Source organism: Candidatus Chloroploca mongolica (assembly GCF_004762035.2).
Classification (GTDB): Bacteria; Chloroflexota; Chloroflexia; order Chloroflexales; family Chloroflexaceae; genus Chloroploca; species Chloroploca mongolica.
This window is the reverse complement of sequence record NZ_SIJK02000031.1, coordinates 55,331-72,569: the sequence shown is the minus strand read 5'-3', so window position 1 is coordinate 72,569 and position 17,239 is coordinate 55,331. Positions and strand designations below refer to the sequence as shown.

Below are 17,239 nucleotides of genomic sequence, written 5' to 3'. Positions count from 1 at the left end.
GATAGTCGACACCTTTCGTTTGTCTATCTCACACCAAGCGTTTCAGTCGGCTGAGGCCGACTGAAGTCGGCACTACGATCAGCGTCAACGGTAAAGCACCCTAAAACCTTGTCTTACTGCAGGAGAATGGCACTATGCTTACCCGACGGATCATTCCGTGTCTCGATGTCAAAGCCGGTCGCGTCGTCAAAGGGATCTCGTTTGTCAACCACCGTGACGCCGGCGACCCGGTCGAACTCGCGGCGGCCTACGATGCCGCAGGCGCGGATGAACTGGTCTTTTACGATATCACCGCCTCAAGCGACGAGCGGGCCATTATGTATGAGGTCGTCGAGCGCACCGCGTCTCAGGTCTTTATCCCGCTCACTGTCGGTGGCGGGTTGCGCACCGTCGAGGATATGTACCGCATGTTGCGCGCCGGGGCCGATAAAGTCTCGATCAATACCGCCGCCGTGCTCAACCCCCAACTGATCGAAGACGGTGCCCGTCGCTTTGGCAGCCAGTGCATCATGCTCTCGGTGGACGCCCGGCGGATCAATGCCGCCGACGAACCACCACGCTGGGCGGTCTTTACCCACACCGGGGCCAACCCGCGCCCGACCGGGCTCGATGCGATTGAATGGATCAAACGCGGCGTCGAACTCGGGGCCGGCGAGATCTGCATCAACAGCATGGACGCCGACGGGCAAAAACAGGGCTACGACCTCGAACTGCTGCAAGCCGTCAGCGACGCCGTGCCAGTGCCCGTCATCGCCTCGGGCGGCGCCGGCTCGCCCGACGACATGTACCGAGGCCTGGCCGAAGGCAGGGCCGACGCCGTGCTGGCCGCCTCGATCTTCCACTTCGGCGAATACACCATCGCCCAGGTCAAAGCCTTCCTCAGCGAACAGGGCGTGCCAATGCGCCGCATGTAACCGTACACGCGCTGGGCTTTCGCGCCTAAAGACGAGCATCTGTAACTGCTCTGAGTACGATACACATGGCGGGGCACGGGCGGGCTGACGGCCTCGGCCTCTCTTCAGCCCATGGTTGGCAATCCTGGAGGTCCATATAATGAAGCACAGACTGCATATCGGGCAACATGCCAGTATGCGTAAAACAATCACCGAAGCCGATGTAGTGCTGTTTGCGAGCGTAAGTGGCGATCAGAATCCAGTACATATAGACGATCTTGCCGCTCAGGACTCACGTTTTGGGCGGCGCATTGCGCACGGCATGCTCGCCGCAGGGCTCATCTCAGCCGTGCTTGGCATGCGTCTCCCGGGGCCCGGCACCATCTACCTCAAACAGAGTCTCAACTTCCTCAAACCAATCTACATCAACGATACCATCACCACCACCGTCGAAGTCACCGAACTACGCGAAGACAAACCCATTGCCACCCTCGCGACCCGCGTCATCAACCAGAACGGTGAAACCGTCGTTGACGGCGAATCGCTCGTCTTCTACGAATAGGTAGGTATCACGGTAAGAGATATGCCAACAGGCCAGCTAAGCTGGCCTGTTGGCATATCGTACCCTATTCCTCACGCACCACCAGCGTGCTCAGATCGACCTCATTTTCAGGGGCGACGGTATGGTAATAGCACTTGCCATCAGCCGCCTCGCACCAGATATTCCAGCCATCATAGAGCTTGCGCACATTATTATTCCGATCAGTGACATAGATCTGCAACTTATCGCCGGGCCGATTCGCCAACCCGATCCGCGGCCCATTCGGATTCCAGACAACCCCGGCCACCGGCTGACTCCAATCATCCGGATCGAGCCCAAGATCGGTAAAACGGGCGTCCCCCCAGCTACGCGGCCAGCGATCATTCAGCTGATAAAACGCATTGATCCGAACGAGAAAATCGGCGGTAAGATCTTGCACCGACGGCGCACCTGCGGCCTGCTCAAACTGTCTCGTCCGCTCAAACGCCTGCGAAACACCACGCCCCAGCAGCGCCAGACCACCAATCGCAACCAGGGCCACCAGCGCGAGCAACAGACTATATTCAACCAGCGACTGGCCTTGGCCTGTTTTTCCTGGATGTAGAAGCATCACACACCACCTCTGCGCAGCATCACGGGATCATCAGCGTCCCAAGCGTCAGGGCCTGATCAGAAACAATCTCCACCTCAAAGCGCACCGGCGCACCAACGACAGGCTCAAGCACCACCTGCTGACGACCCGGCGGAAGCTCGGCAAAAAAGAAACAGCCATCAGCATAGGTTGCCTTGCGCTGCGTACCAACGGTCACCATCGCCATCACAGGCGCACCCTCGGGCGACGCAAGGCACCCATCGAGGCCACCGGGGGCAGCGGGAAAGAGCAGCCACACCACTAGCAGCAACTCGAGCAGAACGATACCAGCCACGGCACCCCAGATCCAGAAGCGCCGCCGATGAAACCAATCACGATTAAAGTGTTCCAAACCAGGGCGAGGCTGGGGCAAACGAGGATTCGCATCAGACCGCATCGAACCACCTCCACACAGCTTTTTTGACGCAAAGGCGCACAGCTTTTTTGACGCAAAGGCGCACAGTTTTTTGACGCAAAGGCGCAAAGGCGCAAAGGCGCAACGGTTTGAGCAGAGGTACGCTTATCCTTCGCGCCTTGGCGGCTTGGCGTGAGCTTATTGGAAAGGTCTTGGATCTAGCATAGCAGAGGCGCATTACGAAAAAGGCAACGGGGAGTGTGCGACAGGCGATTGCATCTTCCGTGTATGCACCCGCCAAGGCACCCGCAAGGGCACCCGCAAGGGGTGCCCGTACACCGGATTCGGCCCCCACCCCGGTACGGGTACCCCTTGCGGGTGCCCCGTTGTTGCCGGGTGCCGCCGTTTGCGCCGCTGGTGGCATGCACATGCTGCCCCAGAGCGCGTATGGTTGTATCCGGTTTCGCATGATGCAATCGCCCTGAGCGTAGCCCTCAGGCCGTCCCGTATTCGCACGCCTACCCATCTGCTACAATAGAGGCCAGCGCGAAAGGGCGCGTTCGCCCCAAGGCCGCCTCGCCCCATCGATCATCATCGCAAGCATGGCGGCGCAGGGCGGGACGGTGGTGGGGGCTTGGGCGATGGGCGGTTCCGAGTACCACGACAAAGTTGCCTCAGCAGGTAAACTGCTCTTTGTAGAGCATGGCAAACGAACGAGGATATGATTAGAAAACTCACCGCGATCATTGAACGTGAAGGGAATGGCTACGTTGCGCTCTGCCCCGAATTCGATATTGCAAGCCAGGGCGATACCATCGAAGAGGCCCGAGCAAACTTAAAAGAAGCTCTCGAAATCTTCTTCGAGGTCGCCTCACCTGATGAGGTACTTGATCGACTGCATCCTGACGTTTTTGTAACAAGCGTCGAGGTAACAGTTGGGTAAACTTCGTTTACTTTCAATCATTCGTCAGTCTGGGGTGCCAAGAACTGAATTTGAGGGCAATTGATCTTGGCCACATCATCGCATGCATAGCAGTGCAGGGCGGGACGGTGGTGGGGGGCAAGCCGACTTTCCTTATGCTTGGGTTTATCTACCTCCCAGCCTTGCTCATAGTGCTGTGGCAACAAGCGCGGGTGCAGCGAGGTATGGTGTTTTTGATGATGCGCATGCGGCTTTTCTAAGCAAGGCCCCACATCGGTACTGGTAATACCCACCTGCTACAATAGATGCCATGTGACGAACCGAGAGCACGATGGCACACAATAGCGCCAACGGGTTGGCTATCCACCCCATCTGCTACAATTGCCAGGTAAGAATAGACATCATTTTTCAAGGATAGCTCTATGAGCAAGCCTTACACAGACACAGTGATCAATGCCCCTTTCACAACTTATACACATCAACGACGCTCCCTCTATGACTCGATAGCAGCACATATCCATACAGAGCAGCATTGGAGTAGGACGTACCATCAGCGGATTATTGAAATCTATCGTTTTCTTGTGACACCAGGTCAACGGGTGCTTGAGCTTGGGTGTGGTAGAGGTGATTTGCTCGCTGCGTTAGAGCCTGCCTATGGCGTGGGAGTTGATTTCTCACGCCCGATGGTACAGTGTGCAGCACAGTGCTACCCTTCGCTACATTTTATCCAGGCTGATGCTCATGAATTGAGTCTGAATGAGCCATTTGACACGATTATTTTAAGTGATCTGGTTAATGATCTTTGGGATGTACAAAGGGTACTTCAGCAGATTATCCCCCTTTGTACGCCACGCACGCGGATCATTCTTAACAGTTATAGCCGGGTCTGGGAGAGACCGCTGGGTATTGTGCGCAGCCTGGGAATGGCCCGCCCCAACCTTCCACAGAACTGGTTAACACGAGAGGATCTTACAGGTCTACTCAATCTCGTTGATTGCGAGGTCGTGCGCACATGGCAGGAAGTCCTCTGGCCGTTGCCCACACCAGGGTTTACGCATATAGCAAATAAGGTCTTAGTAAAGACATGGCCCTTGAATCAGTTAGCACTGACCAACTTCATTGTGGCACGTCCTGCAGGGGCATTGGGGCATCGTCTTACAAGTTCGACCGTCGCAGTTGTGATCCCGACGCGTAACGAGGCAGGAAATATTCCAGCAATCTTTGAACGAACCCCGGAGCTTGGAGCAGGCACAGAGTTGATTTTTGTTGAAGGTCACTCGAAAGACAATACCTACGAAGCAATTGCACAAGCTATTCAAGCGCATCCAGAACGTACATGTACCCTGTTGCGTCAGCAAGGCAAAGGCAAAGGAGATGCCGTACGAACAGGTTTTGCCGCAGCCAGAAGTGACATCCTCATGATTCTTGATGCAGATCTTACGATGCCTCCCGAAGATCTGCCACGTTACTATGAACTTTTGTGCAGTGGCAAGGCTGAATTTGTCAACGGGGTTCGTTTGGTGTACCCAATGGAACAAGAGGCTATGCGCTTCCTGAACCTGGTAGGGAACAAATTCTTCAGTCTCGCCTTTTCGTATTTGCTGGGACAATCAATTAAAGACACCCTCTGTGGTACCAAGGTACTTTGGCGTGATGACTACTTGCAGATTGCACGTCATCGATCCTACTTTGGTGACTTTGATCCGTTTGGCGATTTTGACTTACTCTTTGGAGCGGCACGGCTGAATTTAAAGATTCGTGACTTGCCAATTCGCTACCGTGAACGAATCTATGGCACAACGAATATCAATCGTTGGCGCCATGGCTTACTGCTATTGCGCATGACTATCTTTGCGGCAGGACGCATGAAATTCATCTGAATGACTATGTTGAAAACATTGCTGCAACACCCACTTACCCGTGGCCTTGATATTGATGATCCAGACACGACCACGTTACGTAGGCAGATCATCGCCAACAAGCCCTTTCTGCGCCGCATTTACCAGGAATGGTATGCTACTATTGCCGACGCTATCCCCCCGCCACATGGCTTTATCCTCGAACTAGGCTCAGGTGCGGGCTTCCTTACAGAGTATATCCCTGATCTTATTACTTCAGATGTCTTCCTCTGCCCTCATGTTGATGCAGTGCTTAATGGATATGAGCTACCATTCCAAACAGGCAGCCTACGCGCCATTGTGATGACAAATGTGTTTCACCACCTGGCGCAACCGCGGCGATTTTTCCACGAGGCTACGCGTTGTGTGCGTCCCGATGGAGTAATTGTGATGATTGAGCCGTGGCTTACACCATGGTCACACTGGATCTATACGCACCTGCATCATGAACCCTTTGATCCTGAGGCTACCAGCTGGGAATTTCCGTCCAGTGGCCCACTTTCAGGAGCCAATGGTGCGCTTCCCTGGATCGTGTTCCAGCGCGACCGGAAGCAACTGTCCCTAGAGTTCCCCCAATGGCAAGTACACTCGCTCACACCACTTATGCCAGTGCGCTACCTCCTCTCTGGTGGCATTTCGCTGCGTAGCCTTATGCCAGGATGGAGTTTTACATTCTGGCGCAGTGCTGAACAACGCTTGAATTTCTTGGTACAACGTAGTGCAATGTTTGTCTGTATTGTATTAAAACGGAATGTTGTATGAAAAAGCATCGGCTTGATATTCTGGCTGCTCTCATCATTTTCATTCTAGCTTTGACCGTACGTATTACAGCAGCCTCGCATATTCTCGCTGGTGATCATCGTTTTTTTATGGGCGATGATGATGATTATTACTATATTGCCATGTCACTTATCAAAGAAGGCGTTTTTGGTATTGATGGCGAACCAACAGCCTATCGAATGCCTTTTTTTCCGCTCTTTGTTGCTTTCTGGCATCTTTTATTCGGCTCCGAACCATATGCTATCTTGCCGGTACTGCTTTTTGTCAGTGCTCTCATTCCACTCGGAACCTTTCTCCTGGGTATGAGCCTACATAACCGTCTTGCTGGTTTATTTGCATCTTTATTGATCGTATTTGATGGTGATTTTATTGTGTATTCACATACCTATATGACTGAAACCCTCTTCAGTGCATTGGTACTTGGATCTATGCTAGCTCTTGCGCGTTTACGAGTCACCCATAGTTGGAAATGGGCATGGAGTGCAGGCTTATTGCTCGGTATCACAAGCATTACCCGCGCAAACTTTGGCCCATTTATTGGATTAATCGTACTCTGGCTGTTGTGGTACGGACGTAGTAGGGGACACACTGCGTTTTGGCAAGCGACCCTCGTAGGTGGAATGGTTCTCATGATCTGGACACCGTGGGTTATTCGTAATTACGTCACCTTCGGGGTACTGATTCCTTTCACAACCCAGGGAGGTAATGCTTACTACGGTATTTACAATGATCTCCATCTCTCTCCTCAACCCAATGGCATGTATGGGTACTGGGTCTGGGTGATTCCAGACCCACCTCAGGTACAAGATCAGGTATGGGATGAAGTAACGCTTGATCGCTGGCAACGTGAACAGGCCCGTGCCTGGAGAGAAGCCCATCCACGCGAAGCTCTGCAGATTGCATTGCGCCAGATGGCCTACGTCTGGATACCAGAGGTGTCGATCTATGGTTGGTTCGTCATGGTATGGATTGGCCTACCTGCGCTCGTTGTTGTAACTCTGCGTTGGCACCATCCCGATCTCATACTTTGGCTGCTTCTTGTCCTGACTGTAACAGCAATGAGTGCTATGGCAGTTGGAGTAGGACGATTTTCTGTACCCTTACGTCCAATTTTAGCTGTCACTACCTCAATAGCATACCTTACCATAGCCCGATTCATTCAACAAACCATCATTCGCTATCGGATGTCTATGAAGATTGACTCGCCAATCATCGTCGCAAGTATGGCGACGCAAAGCGGGATGGTGGTGAGAGACAACCCGAATGAGCCGCATCCATCCATAACAGACGAACAATGCGAAGCCCCACACAAACAATGATGGGTTCACGGCGCTTGTGGCTCGCCTGCGGCATCGGAATCATTGCTGGCCTGCTCATCAATGTCATTCACCCCAACTTTGATCAGGCCTTGACCGACATCGGATGGGCCTTTCAAGCCGCCCGTGATCTGCTTGCCAACCGTGATCCCTACCGGCATCCCGTTTCACCAAATCTTGTTCCATACCCCCTAACCGCAGCCATCGTCGTCATGCCATGGGCCTTGCTGCCCGACAACCTCGGCATCATGCTCTTCTTTGGGGGTGGCAGTGCCCTCCTTGCCTATGGTCTGCTTCGTGATGGGCAGTACTGGCGCTTGATAGTCTTTGTCTCGCCTTCATACGTCATGGCGATCAAAAGCATCCAGTGGAGTCCGCTCTTGATGGCGGTCTTCTTCTTCCCGATGCTGGCTCCGCTGCTGCTTGCCAAGCCAACGCTGGCGCTGCCGGTCGCGCTGACCATGCGCTGGAACCGATACGCGCTCATCGGCACAGGGGTCATTGTGGGACTATCACTGCTTGTGATGCCTGACTGGCCGGTGCGCTGGATGGCACAGATAGGTCAGTACCAGGGCTTCATTCCTGTCTTCACATGGGTCGGGCCCCTGCTACTGACAAGCCTCTTCTTCTGGCGTAACCGGCAGGCGCGCATCTTTTTGCTGATGACCATCACCCCGCAACACTACTTTTTCTACGACCAGTTATTGTTATGGATGATCCCGCAAACACGACGCCAAATGCTCGTCCTGACCCTGATCGCATGGAGTGGATTCTTGTATGTCTGGCAAACCCATCCCACACTCTGGACGAGTGGGCCCTACATGCTTGGGTTTATCTACCTGCCAGCTTTGCTCATCGTGCTCTGGCAACAAGCGCGGGTGCAGCGGGGCATTGCGTTGGTTATGATGCGCATGCGGCGTTGAGCGCAAGGCACCCCCACTATCGGTAATGCCTATCTGCTACAATAGAGGCGGTATGATGAGCGGAGAGTAAGGGCACAACCAGTATGTGCGGTATCTGCGGCATTCTTCATCGTGATCCCCAGCGCCCCGTTGCGCCCGAGCTTTTGCAGCGCCTCAATGCGACAATGACCCATCGTGGCCCGGATAGCGATGGCTTTTTCTTCCAGGCGAACCTGGGGATGGCAATGCGCCGATTGGCGATCATTGACCTGAACGGTGGGACACAACCAATCTTCAATGAAGATGGCAGCGTTGCGGTGGTCTTGAATGGCGAGATCTACAATTTTCAGCAGCTTCGTGCCGAGTTGCGCACCTTTGGACATCGCTTTGCCACCAGGAGCGATACCGAAGTGCTGGTGCATGCCTACGAGCAGTGGGGCGATGCGATGCTACCACGGATCAACGGCATGTTTGCGTTTGCACTGTGGGATGGACCACGGCGCCGCTTGCTACTCGCCCGCGACCGCATGGGTGAAAAGCCACTCTACTGGCACGACAGTGCCCACGGCCTCGTCTGGGGCTCAGAGGCCAAGGTGCTTTTGGCCGCACCCTGGATCGAGCGCCGCCTCGATCCGCTGGCGCTCCATCACTACCTGACGCTCCAGTATACGCCCGACCCGCTGACGATCTATGCGGGCATCCAGCAACTCCCCGCCGCGCATAAACTGGTGGTCGAGGCAGGGCAACCCCTTCAGGTCGAGCGCTGGTGGCAATTGAACTTTGAGCCAAAATGGCACCTGAGCGAAGGCGAAGCGATTGAACAAGCCCGCACACTGCTCAGCGCTGCCGTCGAGCGCCAACTGGTGAGTGACGTGCCGCTCGGAGCCTTCCTCAGCGGCGGCATCGACTCGTCGATCATCGTTGCACTCATGGCCGAGCGCACGAGCACCCCGGTGCGAACCTTCTCGATTGGCTTTGTCGAACGCCACTTCTCCGAGACTCCCTTCGCCCGCCAAGTCGCTGAGCGCTACGCGACCAATCACTACGAGTTTATCTTTCGTCCAACCGACCTCGTCCGCGTGATCGAGGGCGTCGCCGCCGCCGTCGACGAACCCTTTGCCGACCCGGCGGCCTTGCCACTCTACGAACTGGCCCACCAGACGCGCCGCCATGTGACAGTGGCCCTCAGCGGCGACGGCGGCGACGAGACGCTGGCCGGCTATCGGCGCTACATTCTCGACGGCTGGTTGCAACCCTACAGCGCCCTACCTGCCGTCGTCACCCAACGGCTCGTGCCCGCCTTCACCAACTTGCTGCCGGAACCCTGGTGGCTGCCGGAAGATCGCAATCCGATCACCGGCCTCAAACGGCTGGGCCAATTCTCTGCCACCACGCCCAAAGCCTCACTGATACGCTGGGGGGCCTATTTCAACCACGCCGAAAAGCTGGAACTCTACCAGACCGAGTGGCAAGCGCACCTTGCCAGTTGCGACAGCGCCGCCTTGCTCGCAGCCAGCTACGACAGCGCTCTGGCGCACAGCCTGCTCGATCGCACCCTCGCCGCCGATCACGCCACCTATCTCGCTGGCGACCTGCTCCCCAAGACTGACCGCACCACCATGGCCGCCTCACTCGAAGCACGCGCACCCTTCCTCGACGCCGAATGGGTCACATGGACTGCTCGCCTGCCGACACACTACAAAATACGGGGCAACCAGGGCAAATGGCTGCTCAAAGCCGCGTTTAGCGACAAACTCCCCCCAGCAATTGCGGCACGCGGCAAACAAGGTTTTGGCGTACCAGTGAGCTACTGGCTCCGCAACGAACTTCGCAACTGGGCTGGCGAACGCCTTTTCAGTGGCGTGCTAGATGCATGGCTACGCCCGCCAGTTGTGCGTAACCTCTTTGAAGAACACTGCGCTGGGCGGGTCAACCATGGCAAGAAACTCTGGGCACTGGTAATGCTAGCAGTGTGGGGGGAGGGGCAGATATAATCGATGAAGCGCTCGTATTGACGGGTTTATTTGTCGAAGTGGGCATCGGGTTGATCCTCAAAACTGAGTAAAAAGATCACAATAGTCACACGCTGGTAATTCGGGGATGGTAGAATGGCAACGGTGAGCGGTATGAAGCGGGGACGTTACGCTATGAAATCCATAAACCTCCCTTATCTCTTAACTGGCATAATACGTCGCCACCTACCACCCCCAATTTTGTTTGGCATCATGAAGTTGCGCGGTGATGGCAATAGTTCCGAGCAAAGTCCTGACCAGAATGCTGTTGATCTTGAAGAGACCCTGACTCAAACAGGCATAGCCATAGAAGGGCAGCATATCCTTGAAGTGGGGAGTGGCCGCTATGCCCGTTTAGCTTTGCGGCTTCTCGCTAAAGGGGCACGGAGAGTTACGTTAGTAGATTTGTATGCTGTACCGTTGAATGAGCCGAACCACCACGCGATCCTACGACAAGACTGTGCTGAGTTGGGTTTAGATGTGGAGCAAAGTGTAGAAAAAATTTCTATTTTCCGTGCCGATTTTCTACAACTCCCGATCCCCGAACCAGAAGACAGGCCCGATCTCGTCATGAGTGTTGCGGTGCTTGAGCATGTACTTAATCCAAAAGCTATCTTAGAAACAAGTTACCAATGGCTTAACCCGGAAGGAAAGACATTTCACATTGTAGATTTGCGTGATCACAATATGCAATTTCGTTATCCATTTGAGATGCTAACCTATTCAGATGCTTTCTGGCAAGAGTGGCTTGATCAGCCTGATGGCTTTCATCTCAATCGCTGGCGTGCACCTGATTATATAGGCGCATTAACCCAATCAGGTTTTATCAAAACAGCATGTAAACCAACTATGCAAGATCATGATGGGCTGTCGGCTGTATATCACCGCCTTGCTGATCGTTTTCGCTGCTATGACCAAGAACAACTAGCAATTCAGGGTGTTATGCTCGTTGGCAGTAAACCAGTTACATTGATACATTGCGAAGAAGAGTAAGTATGGCGCGGATTGTCTTTTTTATTGACCATTTGCGACCTGACGGCACCCAACAGGTGTTAAAACAGTTGGTTACGGGCCTAAGCCGCCGTAGTCATACCCTGGCAGTCGTCTGTTTGGATGCTACATGGGACGAGGAGTTGATTGCAATCCTACGCAAGGCCGGTGCCGAAGTTAGGATCATTGGTCGCTGGAATATGGTTAGTGGTTTTGGTACACTTAGCCTATGGCTGTGGCTTCGTCACCGCCGCTTTGATGTTGCGGTCACTCTTCTGGCCGTGGCCGATGTTGTCGGGCGACCACTTGTCCGTCTCGCGGGTATACCAAGGCTAGTCTCATCAATCCGAGCACGTAATCTCAATTACCCTCCATGGAAATTATTTTTAGCAAAGACAACCATGCCGCTTGTCGATGCTGTCATTGTCAACAGTTCTCACACCAAATCCTGGGCAGTTAACAGCGAGGGAGCGCCACAAGAGCAAACCTTTGTCATTGTGAATGGTGTAGAGGTCGATGCCTACATGCATCCAATCCACCGCGAAGCACTTCGTGCTAGCTTACAGCTTCCCTCTGAGCAAATTCTGATCGGAAGTGTCGGTCGTCTAACTGAACAAAAAGGGCAAGACTTACTCATTGATGCTTTAGCTCTCCTCAAACGACCAGATATCCATCTCATGTTTGTTGGGGAAGGAAATAAGGAAACGGCACTGCGGGGGCAAGCAACGAGACTTAACCTGAGCCAGCAAGTCCACTTTGTCGGTTATCGGCGTGACGTACCGCAACTACTTGGAGCCTTAGATCTCTACGTGCATCCAGCGCGCTTCGAGGGTATGCCCAATGCGCTCCTAGAAGCAATGGCAGCGGGTTGCCCGATTATAGCCAGTGATGCCGATGGCAACCGCGAGCTAATCGAAGAAGGGGTGAGTGGCTGGCTCACTCCGGTAGGTGATGGAGAAGCGCTTGCACGCGCTATCAACACCGCACTCAGCAACGCAGATGAAGCGGCCCAACGTGGCAAAATGGCTCAAGCTAGGGCACAAACCCATTTTAGTATTGCAGCAATGGTTGAAGCATGGGAAAGTGTGTTGTTGCAACATTACAAGTACAATGGAGTAAAACATGTATTCACTCAATAATCATTCGAAACTGCCTGTTGAAGTGAAACTATGGAAAGTTACTGGGATAGAGGCATCTCCTTTGGCAGGCAATCAAGCGGGTAATCTAGAACATCCAGTTCATACAGGTTTATTAGAAGAAGCACCAGAACCAGTAAATAAATATAATTTAACAGATAGAGGTAGTTTAAGCTTATGAGTCAACATCATCTACAGCAAGAAGATATTTCTCGTGAAGAGAAACAAGGTAATCGTCCTGAGAAGCGAGAAAAATTATTAGAATATACAAAAATAATCCTTGCTATATTACTTTTTGTTTTTATATTATCTCAAACTAATTCTGCCGATTTTATTCTATTGTTAAATCAAGTAGATTTAAAATGGCTTCTCCTTTATTCGATAATGTTTATCCTTTCAACTGCCCTGTTTACGTATCGATACTGGTGTTTAATAAAAAAAAGTATAAATTTTCATCAAGCACTCAATCTTGTTATTATTCAAAATTCTATTGGAAATCTAGTTTCATCTGCTGCAGGTATAGTTTCATTCGTTGCCATCTTACGAGGGCGTTATAATATTCGAATTACTCAAAGTACCTCATCTTTGGTTATCGCTCGATTTAGTGATCTACTAATAATTCTTTTTGCTTTACCGATTGCAACATGGTTGTCTTTTTCTAAAATCGAGACGGTTTTTTTTCTGATTTTATGGTTGTTTTTGATAATCTTATGCATCGTATTACTGTTCATTGCATTGATTATTTTTCGATCTCGTTTTATTAAATTGTCTTGGTATCTATTTTCTATAATAAAAGTCAATCATTTAAACGTAGTAAAAAAATTTATGAGTATACTAGCAGAAATAATTAATGATTTAGATGTTTTTTTGAAAATGTTTAAATTACTATCCTTAACATCATTAGCTATTCTTTTGGTCTCTACGTTTTCTTTGTTTGCAACCTTGCGATTATTTTCTCTCGATTTGTTCTTTGGATATATATTATTTGTAGTATTAGTTGTTCAAATTATAGGAATGATACCAATTCATGTTTTTGGCGGATTAGGCACTATAGAAATAACATCGATTTACTTGTTTGGCTTGTTTGGCTTGGACGAACAGGTGCTTATTCCTATGGTTATTGGCTCAAGGATAATTTTCTATATAGCTAATTTGTTGGTATTATTATATATTCCATTGGATATGTTGATTAACCAAAAGAATAGATCATGATTTCTGTAACTGCTGTCACTTCAGGATTGATGGTTTCATTTTCAAGATATCGGTTTCGTTAACATGTTGAAGGCTTATTTCTAAATGATATTAATGTTTGAGAGTATTTTTCTCTAATCACAAAATATGCAGCTGTTTCTGAAAAATTAGGCTCTCCGGGATTTCCCGGTGTCGGCCCTAAAGGATCCGTTTGCGAGTCGAACCGCCGATAGCCTTCGAGGTCAAGCGTGATGCGTTGGAAGAGGTTGCGGTGATTGGTCATGCCGAAACAGCGGCGCTTGAGCACCTTCAGTTTGTTGTTCAGCCCCTCGACGAAGTCGCTGGTCTGGTGCTTGCGGAATTCGTATGCATCTTCGAGGACACGACCTTTTTTAAGTAAATGATTGAGGAGATATTGCAATGAAAGAAGAGCCTATCCGCTTTCGCTTCGGCTCGAACTGGCAAAGCTATGTTGCGACAGCCCTATCACCAGGGCGCATTGAGCATGCGGTGGCGTCGCTGCAACTGATGCTCAATACGACGAGCTTGCAAGGCCGTACCTTTCTGGATATTGGCTGTGGCAGTGGCCTCTTTTCGCTAGCGGCTTGCCGCTTGGGGGCCGTGGAGGTTGCTAGTTTTGACTATGATGCGGATGCGGTACGCACCAGCTTGGCGCTCCGTGAGCAGATGGGCATAGCGCCAGAGCAATGGTCAATCCGTCAAGGTTCGGTACTTGATGCAACCTTTATGGCTACGCTCGCTCCGGCTGATGTGGTCTATGCCTGGGGCGTTTTGCACCATACGGGTGCGATGTGGCAAGCGATTGCATCTACTGCGGCAAAGGTTGCACCTGGTGGATTGTTTGCACTAGCCATTTACAACGAGGTACGTAGTCAACTGGTTGGCTCCGCACGTTGGCGGGCCATCAAGCTCTTCTACAACCAAGTGGATCCGCCAGTTCGCCGTGTGCTTGAGTTAGGCTATGCTTCAGCCTTCCTCTTGAAGGATGCGGCAGCGATGCGCAATCCGTTGACGACGATTCGACGCTACAACAGCGACGAGGAACGGGGTATGGACTTTTGGCACGATCTGCGCGACTGGATCGGCGGCTATCCCTATGAGTATGCGACCGCCGGTGAAGTCTTTACCCGCCTGCGCCATGATTATGGTTTTCAGCTTGAGTATCTGAAAACACTTGATGGGCTTGGTTGTAACGAGTTTACCTTTCGCCGTTCATCTACAACATAATCCCTTGAGGCCACCCTATGCCCTTCCTCTCCGACTACCCCCGCTATGCTCTCCAGATGCTGCGTGGTGAACGCAGTGCCGGTGAACGAGCACAACTGGCCGATCTGCAGCGCGATCTCGCTGCATGCATTGATCTGAGCTATCCACGCGATATCCTCGATCTGGCGAATGGGCGCCTCCAGCCACAATATGCGCTGCTCAAGGCTACTGGTCATCGCGTCTATGGTATTGATTATGTCAATCGGCCAGCGCACAGCAAGACCGATCTGGCCTATCTGGTTGCCCGCCAGATCTATCGCCTCCAGCAGGGCTTGCCTCCAGAACCACGCCAGCAGCGTACCCTGGTGTGTGGCGATGTGGGCCGTTTGCCGTTCCCTGATGCTGCATTTGATCTCGTGGTCTCTGCGGCGGCCTTTGAGCATTTTCTCGATGTGCCAGCAGTAGTGGCTGACCTGCACCGCGTGCTACGCCCGGGTGGCTTGGCTTGGATTGCGGTGCATCTCTTTAGTTGTATTACAGGCGGGCATAATCTCACGTTCACCTACCCGGTGAACGCCTTACCTGTCGGGGTTGAACCGTGGGATCATCTACGTTCGCGGTGCCAACCCTTTACCGTACCGTTGAATGAGTGGCGTAAGGATCAGTATGTGGCTGAATTTGCGCACCACCTTGAACTGATCAAGATCTATTGTCGCACACGCGAAGGCGAACAATGGCTCACCCCCGCACTCGAGGCAGAACTCAGTGCGTATACCCGTGACGAGTTGACCTGTGGGCAACTGGTGATCGTGGCAAGGAAGACTGGCTAGCGCGTCCCCCTTACGGACACCTGGCAACGATGGTTGTCTGTTGGTCACGGTACACTTCACACCACCCCGGCGTAACGCTCAAGAGATCATGCAATGCGTCATCAACCGGCAACAGTAGGTGCGTAATCTGCCACTGATCCAGCAACGCAAGACTCTCGGCTGTGCCCTCACTAATGGCAAAATAGTCTTGCCAGATAGCAACCGGGAAGAGTTCGGCTCGCAAATCGGCAAAGACCTGCTTGTCGGGAAGATGCCAAATGGTATAGCTCGTATATGACATGTTCGTCCAGAAGCGGCCCTCAATGGGATGCGCTTCGAGCCACGCCGTTGCCGCAAGGGGGGTTGTATTGCTCAATAGAAAGTTGTATGGCCCGGCGTGGGCAAAAAGGTGCGCCAGGCCAAGGTAACGGGCTGGCATCATCCACGGTAACAGGGCCAGCAGCATGGCCAACAGGCAACTGAGATAGAGCGCATTCAGGCGCGGATTGCCTGCTACCGGCGGACGAGCAGGGAAAAGAACCGTCAGGCGGTCGGCAAGCAAAGGCAACAAGATCAGGGCAAACCAGATCGCATACCGTACCCCGCCGATCGTCAACCACGCCAGCGCACAATACCAGAGCAGATCAAGAGGTGCGGGACGACGCGATCCAGTCGCCATTAGCACAGCCAGCCCTAACAGAAGCAGATAAAACCAGAAGCCAGTGCTGAGCAGATTAATGGTATTTTGAGGTGGTTGCCATTCAATGAACCATACCTGCAGCGGAACATTGTTGAGCATGCTGCGCACATACCAGAAGATGCCTGGGCCTGATGGGTTGATCATCGCGGCCAGCAGGATGGCGATCCCAACCAGCGAGAGTTCTTTGAGCCGCCGAAAGATGGCCGGATCAGCCACATGCGCACGGTTCGCTAGTCTGATAAAGGTTCCAAGCCAACTGAGCGCAAATAAGACGATGCCTAGAATGAATGAGCCATGCACATTCACCCATACCACCATCACCAGTGGCAGCAAGATAAGCAACCAGCGCAGCCCCAAACGCCCCGCCCGGTGTTCTTCCAACAGCACGACAAAAGCCGCACCGGGCAGAAGAGCAAGCGTCTGCGGGCGAAGCGTCCAGTTATTCCAGCCGACCATAACCACCAGAAAGAGGGCGAGACTCACCGCGCGGGCATCGCCTGCACGCCGCCAGGCATGCCAGGTGAGCATGGCATAACTCAACACAATCACCACGGTTCGCAAAAGCGCCAGCAAGGGCACATCGCCAAGCCACCAGACACCATACATGATCAGTTCACTCAACCAGCTCTGATAGACATACGGAGCATCAACGGACAAGGTATAGGCCCAGCGATTCGTGGTAATCAGGGCACCTTCCTGCACCATTGCACGCCCCGCCGCCATGTGCCACCACAGATCATTGGGCGGCAATGGGGTAACACTGAGAAAAAACCAAATGAGCGCGAAGAGAGTAGCAATCCAGAGATGATCAAGGGTAAGCGAGCGGCGCACCATCTGGGGCAATAGGCGGAGCATCGGGTGATCGCGTTGCATGGCTGACGTCCTGAGGTGCAAAAGAGTTATCGAATATGTGGTCACAAGCAAGCATTGGCTGGA

18 protein-coding genes are annotated in these 17,239 nt (G+C 52.6%); 14 read left to right on the top strand and 4 right to left on the bottom strand.

Features of this window, described 5'->3' with window-relative positions:
• Positions 1-134 precede the first annotated feature (134 nt).
• Complete coding sequence (gene hisF / locus EYB53_RS16540; protein ID WP_135479527.1) at positions 135-914, top strand: imidazole glycerol phosphate synthase subunit HisF; 780 nt, start codon at positions 135-137, stop codon at positions 912-914.
• 139 nt (positions 915-1,053) lie between these two features.
• On the top strand, positions 1,054-1,455 hold the full coding sequence (locus EYB53_RS16535) for a MaoC family dehydratase (RefSeq protein WP_135479526.1): 402 nt from the start codon (positions 1,054-1,056) through the stop codon (positions 1,453-1,455).
• Between the two features lie 64 nt (positions 1,456-1,519).
• On the opposite strand, the gene EYB53_RS16530 is transcribed toward EYB53_RS16535, so the two are convergent.
• Positions 1,520-2,044 carry a hypothetical protein gene (locus tag EYB53_RS16530; RefSeq protein WP_135479525.1) on the bottom strand — a complete coding sequence of 175 codons (525 nt, stop codon included), beginning with the start codon at positions 2,042-2,044 and terminating at the stop codon, positions 1,520-1,522.
• A 22-nt stretch (positions 2,045-2,066) separates the two neighbouring features.
• Positions 2,067-2,462 carry a carboxypeptidase regulatory-like domain-containing protein gene (locus EYB53_RS16525; protein WP_135479524.1) on the bottom strand — a complete coding sequence of 132 codons (396 nt, stop codon included), beginning with the start codon at positions 2,460-2,462 and terminating at the stop codon, positions 2,067-2,069.
• Between the two features lie 679 nt (positions 2,463-3,141).
• Between EYB53_RS16525 and EYB53_RS16520 the strand changes: the two genes are divergently transcribed.
• The 10 genes from EYB53_RS16520 (at position 3,142) to EYB53_RS16475 (ending at position 13,588) form a co-directional block, all read left to right on the top strand.
• Positions 3,142-3,363 (top strand): type II toxin-antitoxin system HicB family antitoxin, encoded by a 222-nt coding sequence (locus EYB53_RS16520; protein WP_135479523.1) that lies wholly within the window; start codon positions 3,142-3,144, stop codon positions 3,361-3,363.
• A gap of 401 nt (positions 3,364-3,764) precedes the next feature.
• Positions 3,765-5,222 carry a glycosyltransferase gene (locus tag EYB53_RS16515; protein WP_135479522.1) on the top strand — a complete coding sequence of 486 codons (1,458 nt, stop codon included), beginning with the start codon at positions 3,765-3,767 and terminating at the stop codon, positions 5,220-5,222.
• A complete protein-coding gene (locus tag EYB53_RS16510) occupies positions 5,223-6,002 on the top strand; it encodes a class I SAM-dependent methyltransferase (protein ID WP_135479521.1) in 780 nt (259 codons plus the stop codon). It begins immediately after the preceding gene.
• Positions 5,999-7,339 carry an ArnT family glycosyltransferase gene (locus EYB53_RS16505; protein WP_135479520.1) on the top strand — a complete coding sequence of 447 codons (1,341 nt, stop codon included), beginning with the start codon at positions 5,999-6,001 and terminating at the stop codon, positions 7,337-7,339. The genes EYB53_RS16510 and EYB53_RS16505 overlap by 4 nt, the downstream gene beginning before the upstream one ends.
• Entirely contained in the window at positions 7,315-8,259 is a 945-nt protein-coding gene (locus tag EYB53_RS16500; RefSeq protein WP_135479519.1) for a hypothetical protein, read from the top strand. The genes EYB53_RS16505 and EYB53_RS16500 overlap by 25 nt, the downstream gene beginning before the upstream one ends.
• Before the next feature lie 83 nt (positions 8,260-8,342).
• Positions 8,343-10,232: an asparagine synthase (glutamine-hydrolyzing) gene (gene asnB, locus EYB53_RS16495; protein WP_135479518.1), complete on the top strand. Its 1,890-nt coding sequence runs from the start codon at positions 8,343-8,345 to the stop codon at positions 10,230-10,232.
• 114 nt (positions 10,233-10,346) lie between these two features.
• Positions 10,347-11,243 carry a class I SAM-dependent methyltransferase gene (locus EYB53_RS16490; RefSeq protein ID WP_135479517.1) on the top strand — a complete coding sequence of 299 codons (897 nt, stop codon included), beginning with the start codon at positions 10,347-10,349 and terminating at the stop codon, positions 11,241-11,243.
• A 2-nt stretch (positions 11,244-11,245) separates the two neighbouring features.
• Positions 11,246-12,379, top strand: coding sequence for a glycosyltransferase (locus tag EYB53_RS16485; protein WP_135479516.1), 1,134 nt, complete (start codon positions 11,246-11,248; stop codon positions 12,377-12,379).
• The gene (locus EYB53_RS16480) at positions 12,363-12,557 is read left to right on the top strand and encodes a hypothetical protein (RefSeq protein WP_135479515.1); all 195 of its coding nucleotides are present in this window, start codon (positions 12,363-12,365) and stop codon (positions 12,555-12,557) included. Before EYB53_RS16485 ends, EYB53_RS16480 begins: the two co-directional genes overlap by 17 nt.
• Complete coding sequence (locus tag EYB53_RS16475; protein ID WP_135479514.1) at positions 12,554-13,588, top strand: lysylphosphatidylglycerol synthase transmembrane domain-containing protein; 1,035 nt, start codon at positions 12,554-12,556, stop codon at positions 13,586-13,588. Before EYB53_RS16480 ends, EYB53_RS16475 begins: the two co-directional genes overlap by 4 nt.
• Before the next feature lie 58 nt (positions 13,589-13,646).
• Here EYB53_RS16475 and EYB53_RS26645 read toward each other — a convergent pair whose 3' ends face one another.
• A complete protein-coding gene (locus tag EYB53_RS26645) occupies positions 13,647-13,988 on the bottom strand; it encodes a transposase (RefSeq protein WP_135479513.1) in 342 nt (113 codons plus the stop codon).
• Here EYB53_RS26645 and EYB53_RS16465 point away from each other — a divergent pair.
• Both EYB53_RS16465 and EYB53_RS16460 read left to right on the top strand, forming a co-directional pair.
• Entirely contained in the window at positions 13,988-14,815 is an 828-nt protein-coding gene (locus EYB53_RS16465) for a class I SAM-dependent methyltransferase (protein ID WP_135479512.1), read from the top strand. The two genes, EYB53_RS26645 and EYB53_RS16465, sit on opposite strands and share 1 nt — an antisense overlap.
• Positions 14,816-14,832: 17 nt before the next feature.
• On the top strand, positions 14,833-15,624 hold the full coding sequence (locus EYB53_RS16460) for a class I SAM-dependent methyltransferase (RefSeq protein ID WP_135479511.1): 792 nt from the start codon (positions 14,833-14,835) through the stop codon (positions 15,622-15,624).
• A 10-nt stretch (positions 15,625-15,634) separates the two neighbouring features.
• Here EYB53_RS16460 and EYB53_RS16455 read toward each other — a convergent pair whose 3' ends face one another.
• The gene (locus EYB53_RS16455) at positions 15,635-17,176 is read right to left on the bottom strand and encodes a hypothetical protein (protein WP_135479510.1); all 1,542 of its coding nucleotides are present in this window, start codon (positions 17,174-17,176) and stop codon (positions 15,635-15,637) included.
• Between the last annotated feature and the right edge of the window lie 63 nt (positions 17,177-17,239).